We start from the raw sequence: 5516 nt of genomic DNA, 5'->3' as shown, positions 1-5516 counted from the left end.
CCAGGCCGACTCGTCACCCACCAACTCGTAGATCATTTACGGGACAACCCTTAGTTTGATCGCATCCCATTTCACCCCTGCCAGACGAAGGAAGTCCGTGAAGCTGACGCACGCCGTCACATGCGAGATGGAAATGGAACTGTTCTTCGGCGAAGATGTCATCCCTGTGGCCGCCACGTTCGAGTACCACAGCTCAACTCCCTACGAGATAACAGTGGTTCTCTCGCACGGACAACAGATCATCGCCGTCTGGAACTTCGCCCGGAACCTGCTCATGCAAGGTGTTTCCCATCCCTCGGGCATCGGAGACGTACGCGTGTGGCCGGACAGCGAGAACGGGAAGTCCGTGCTGTATCTAGGATTGCACGGAGCCCAGTTCAGCACGCTGCTGCGTGCCCGGCTCTCCGACATCATCGTCTGGAACACCCGCACTCAACAGCTCGTGCCTCTCGGCTACGAGCACCTGCATGCGGACATAGCAGAAGAGTTGGCCGCCCTGCTCTCGGAGTGAGAGATGCCCAGGAGTTGTTCAGGGCTGGCGGCCCCGCTCCGTGCGGGGCCGCCAGCCCTGAACATCACCGAACGGGCTGATCCAGCCGTCGGTCGCGTCCTCCCTTGTCCGTACCGCCAGTACTCGTACTCGGCGTCGGAGTGGGAACAGGCGTCGGAGTAGGAGTATGGCTGGGCACCGGCACGGGCGGCGGCGCAGTGAATGAGGGCGTCGGCACCGCCCGCTGCGACTGCGAGGGCACAGGCTGTGACAGCATGGGCGCAGGCTGTGACGGCGTGGGCGAAGCAGACGCGGGCGCCGACGTGATCGGAGCCGTTGGAACTGCCCCGTCCCGTGTTTCCAGGCTGAACCTGGGGGTGCTGTCGTCCCCGAGAGCCTTCGCGGTGTACTCCGCCCAGATGCGGGCCGGGTACGTACCCCCATTCACACGGCCGTGGCCACCCGTGTTCTGCAGCGAGACCTGCTGACCGCCCAAAGCTTCACCGAAGAGCCCGACGGAAGTGACGAGGTCGGGCGTATAGCCAGTGAACCATGCCGACTTGTCGTCGTCAGATGTGCCCGTCTTGCCGGCCACCTGGTACCGGGAACTGCGCACGGCATTTGCCGTGCCGTCGTCGACCACGCCCCGGAGGACGGAGGTCACGCCGTCGGCGGTGTTGCGGCTGACGACAGAATCGCCGCCGACCGCGTCGGGCAATGCGTACTTCTTACCGTTGCGGGATGCCGAGGCGATGATGCTCGGGGTGACCTTTTTGCCGTGGTGAGCGAAGGTGGCATAAACGCCCACCATGTCCAGCGGGCTGGCGCCCATGGACCCCAGCGCCATCGCGGGGCTCGCGACGAACCCGGTACCCTCGCCCTTCATTCCGAGGTCTGTGGCGGTCTTCTTGACCTTGCCCAGTCCTACGTCTACGGCCATCTGCGCGAAGACCGCGTTGACCGAGTCGTTCATCCCCTGCTGCACGGTGATGGGATTTTGGGAGTAACCGTCCTCGTTCTCTGGTGCGTAGCCGTGTCCGCCAGGCCCTACCACCGGCCGTTTGTCCGTGCCGTCGTAAAGCGTTCCAGGAGCGATCCGCCGGCCGCTCTGGGTAGCTGAGTCGTTCTCGAAGGCTGATGCCAGGATCACCGGCTTGAAGGTGGAAGCGGGCTGGTAGTCGCGACGGGTGGCGTTGTCGGTGTAGTGCTTGAGGTAGTCACGGCCGCCGTACAGAGCGACGATCCTGCCGGTCTTCGGATCGACCGACGCGGCACCGACCTGGACATCGCTGTCGACCTCACGGAGACGGGGATTGAGGTCGTCGAGCAGTTTGTGCTTGATCGCACCTTCCAGGTCCCGCTGCTTCTCCCCGTCGATGGTGAGCGTGATGGTCCAGCCCCCTGTAGCGAAGTCCCGTTCGGCTTCCTCCTGGCTGCGGCCGTCCTCGATCAGAGCTCGGATCATCTCTTGTTTGGCTGCCTCGATCAGGTAGCCGTTCTGACCTTTCAGTCCATCCGTGCGTTTAGGGTCACCGGGCTCCTCGAATCGCATGGTGACACGGTCGCCGGGGCTGAGCCACTTCTGCTCGACCATATTGTCGAGCACGTACCCCCAGCGGGCCTTGACACTCCGCTTGCCGGTTTCGGTGGCCGCCGCCCAGTCGTACTGGCTGGGGGATTGGAGCAACGCGGCGAGGTAGGCGCCCTCCTGAAGGTTGAGCTGGTCGACGTCCTTGTCGTAGTACGCCCGGGAGGCGGCCTGAATGCCGTAGGCGCCACGCCCGAAGTAGCTCGTGTTCAAGTAGCCCTGGAGAATCTGAGATTTGGAGAGCTTGTCCTGCATCTTGAGCGAGATGAACAGCTCTTTCACTTTACGGGAGACGGTCTGCCGCTGATCCAGGTAGTAGTTTTTCACATACTGCTGGGTGATCGTCGAGCCGCCTTGCTTCCCCCGGCCGAGCGTCGTGTTCAGCAGAGCCCTGGCCATGCCCTGCAGATCGACGCCGGGGTCCGTATAGAAACTCTTGTTCTCCGCAGCCACAACAGCGTGCTGGACGCTCTGCGGAATTCTGGACAGCGGTACCGTCTGGCGGTTGACCTCACCGATCCGTGCGATCGTCCGTCCGTCGCTCGACTTATAGATGTTACTCTGCAGCCTGGCTGCCGCTTTACCTTCCTCGGGGATTTCGACGTAGTGGTAGATGACCACGAAGGCCCCCGCGCCGAGGGCGAACACACCCACGAAACCGGCAAGCACCGTCTTCCAGTTGAAGAACCGTCGCATACCGGAACGCTTGGGCCTCTTGCCCTTCCCGTTCCTCTTCCGCACCTGCTGCGCGTGCGTTCGCCCCATCTGCGCTGTGGCTCCTGTCTGTTCGGCCATCGACCAGAGGTCTGAAACTAACCACCGCATGTGAGGATGTCGAATTCTCCGGGACATCACCTGTAATCAAAGGTCGTCGGCCATCAACTTTTGTCGAGGCCACTCGGGTCAAATGTCATGCAAAAGTGATCCCGTTCCGTCCGTCGGGCTTTGTGAACATTCCCTGAGCCAAATCTTTTCGGACTTGACGACGAGGACCTGCTCGACACACCTCTGATCACCTGGAGCAAACACCATGACGACCGGATATCCCGGGTCCCACTTCTTCGGTCCGGGCCAGTGCAACGAGCACATCACCCGACTCGGCCGACTACTGATCGAGCGCGGCGGCCGGCGTTTCTACCGGCAGGGCCCAGGTCCGCAGTGGAGCACTGCGGACCTGAACGCCACGCGTGCCTTCCAGCAGGCCCAGGGCTGGACCGATCACGGAGCCGACGGTATACCTGGCCCCCGGACCTGGGACTACCTCGTCTCCGGCCGGGGCAAGGACATTCCCGCAACCTCGGCCGTCGGCATCGGCGGCGCGTCGGGAGGCAGTGCCGTACCCTCGCCGGTACCCGGGCACCGGGTCACCTACGCTTTCGGCACCTCTGACTCCGGCTACTCTGCCGGTTATCACACCGGTGACGACTATGCGGCACCGATCGGCACCCCTGTGGTTGCGGTACGCTCCGGCACCATCGCCTGGTCGAATTCCCAGGGCAGGGCATATGGCAACTGGATCGGGCTGGAGGCCGACAACGGCCGCACGTATGTCTACTGCCATCTCTCCGAGCGTTCAGTGACCGACGGCCAACAGGTCCGTGCGGGCGAACCGCTCGGCAAGGTGGGGGCAACCGGAAACGTCACCGGGCCCCACCTCCACTTCGAGGACAGGCCCCACGGCGGCCAGTACGGGGACGTCCGCAAGCCTGCTTGGTAAAGGCGTAAGCATGCACCACCAAGTCCGGATGACACGTGGACTGCAGAAGCTTTTATCACCCTTCTGCGGTCCATCAGCGCGGCCCCTCAGAAAAGCTGAGACACCAGAACTCGACGTCCGAAGGCCTCGCTTACCGCATGCTCAGTGGCTCTTCGGACCTGATCCGAAAGCAACCGCCCCCATTGATCGAACCGCTTCTGGTTCTCGTCCTCCGTTTCTGAGGGGGCGCAGAAGCGCGCGTGAACAACGTTGAACCCCTTGTAGCGATCTGGGAGTTCTCGGTGGCCGTGGTAAGGAGTGCGGGCGGTACTGAACTTGCGGCTGGAAGGCGTGAGCTCCTGTGACGGGGGCGTCAGATGGATGCGGACGTTGTCCCGGACCAGCACGACCGCTGAGTTGGTTGCGGCCCGGATGAGCAGGTCACAGAAGTCAACTGTCCGAGATCTGCGGGTGCCGTCCCACCCCCCGCCGACCGGACGCCCTTTTTAGAGGTCATCCGGATTCAGAATGTGATCGCTGGGTTTTCCCTGATACGGCATGAACTCGGTAGTGCGGCAGGAGAGTTCGGATGGTTCGTGTGCTCGTCTCGCTCGTGGAGGTGGCTGATGCCGTCGGTGCTCGGTCTGCTGGAGGCCCGCGCGGAGGTGGCTCGGCTGCGGGAGGAGGCCGAGCGGATCACGGTCGCGCTCAGCGCGGCAGAAGCGCGGCTGGAACGGCTCAGCCAGGCTCGCGAGACCGTCACCGAAGTGCTGGCCGAGCCTGACGCCGGGACGACGGAGCAGGTCCGGGCCGCTGCGGTGACAGGCTCGACGGTGCCGCACCGCGTCGAGGGGCCGGCGCGGAGGTGCTTGCTCCGGAGTACCAGCGGATCCTGTCCCCCCTGGCGGCGCCGGAGGCCGGTGGCGGGATGCGGGCGAAGCAGATCGGACGAGAGGCGACCTCGGCCCGCGTGGAGGGGGTGCGCTCGCGGCTGAAGCGGCTGGCCACGCGGGGCTGGGCCACCGAGGTGGAGCCGGGCCTGTTCACCCTCCACGAGGAGCCGGTGCCGGCGGCCGCGTGAGGAAGGCATCCCGGCGGCGTCCTGCTAGTTGGCCGCTCATCGGCATGGTCATGGACCGCAGCACCATGGCCTCGTGCATGGCGGGCAGCGTCTCGACGCCGCGCACCAGACGGCGCGAGCGGATCAGCCGACTCAGCGTTCTCTCCACCACCCACCGTTTCTCGGCAGCACCACGAACCCCGTGGTGTCGTCGGAGCGTTTCACGATGTCCAGGGTGAGGCGGAACTTCTCGCAGCCCAGTCGATGAGCCGGCCCGCGTAACCGGAGTCCGCCCACACGGGCGGATGGAGAAGTACCGTTCCCGCAGCCGTGTAAGCAGCGGCACGGCTGCGTGGCGGTCCTGCACGCTCACCGTGGTCACCAGCACCGCCAGGATGAGACCGGGACAGTCCACCGCTACGTGCCGATTCCGCCCTCCCACCTTCTTCCCGCCGTCCCATCCCGACGTTGACCCGGGGATATTCGCCGCGGCTCGCACCGACTGCGAGTCCACGACCGCCGCACTCAGATCCGGGCTGCGGCCCTCCTTGACGCGCACCCGGTCACGGAGCCGGTCGTGGATCTCGGCGAGCAGGCCGGTCACCTGCCAGCGGCGGGCGAAGGCGTACTGAGCTGAACTGGGTTTCGTAGCGGCCCTGAAGCCAGGCTTGATCGCCTCGGC

5 protein-coding genes are annotated in these 5516 nt (G+C 64.6%); 3 read left to right on the top strand and 2 right to left on the bottom strand.

Annotation, left to right across the window (positions count from 1 at the left end; all coding sequences use genetic code 11):
- The first annotated feature begins 97 nt into the window (after positions 1–97).
- Positions 98–511, top strand: a complete 414-nt coding sequence (locus tag I5Q34_RS33340; protein WP_199896240.1) for an SsgA family sporulation/cell division regulator — start codon at positions 98–100, stop codon at positions 509–511.
- Positions 512–575: 64 nt separating this feature from the next.
- On the opposite strand, the gene I5Q34_RS33335 is transcribed toward I5Q34_RS33340, so the two are convergent.
- A complete protein-coding gene (locus I5Q34_RS33335; protein WP_234429918.1) occupies positions 576–2774 on the bottom strand; it encodes a transglycosylase domain-containing protein in 2199 nt (732 codons plus the stop codon).
- A gap of 334 nt (positions 2775–3108) precedes the next feature.
- On the opposite strand from I5Q34_RS33335, the gene I5Q34_RS33330 reads away from it, so the two are divergent.
- The gene (locus I5Q34_RS33330) at positions 3109–3795 is read left to right on the top strand and encodes a peptidoglycan-binding protein (RefSeq protein WP_199896239.1); all 687 of its coding nucleotides are present in this window, start codon (positions 3109–3111) and stop codon (positions 3793–3795) included.
- An 844-nt stretch (positions 3796–4639) separates the two neighbouring features.
- A complete protein-coding gene (locus I5Q34_RS35385; RefSeq protein ID WP_234429917.1) occupies positions 4640–4855 on the top strand; it encodes a hypothetical protein in 216 nt (71 codons plus the stop codon).
- On the opposite strand, the gene I5Q34_RS33320 is transcribed toward I5Q34_RS35385, so the two are convergent.
- Positions 4818–5516: transposase (locus I5Q34_RS33320; protein WP_199896238.1), on the bottom strand; the 699-nt coding region annotated here is incomplete at its 5' end. The two genes, I5Q34_RS35385 and I5Q34_RS33320, sit on opposite strands and share 38 nt — an antisense overlap.

The organism is Streptomyces sp. AV19, from assembly GCF_015999245.1.
Lineage (GTDB): Bacteria > Actinomycetota > Actinomycetes > Streptomycetales > Streptomycetaceae > Streptomyces.
This window is presented reverse-complemented; position numbering and strand designations above follow the sequence as displayed.

Excerpts from the sequence above, each read along its gene's own strand:
- I5Q34_RS33335 (WP_234429918.1), bottom strand. The coding sequence starts at position 2,774 with ATGCGACGGTTCTTCAACTGGAAGACGGTGCTTGCCGGTTTCGTGGGT.
- I5Q34_RS33330 (WP_199896239.1), top strand. The coding sequence starts at position 3,109 with ATGACGACCGGATATCCCGGGTCCCACTTCTTCGGTCCGGGCCAGTGC.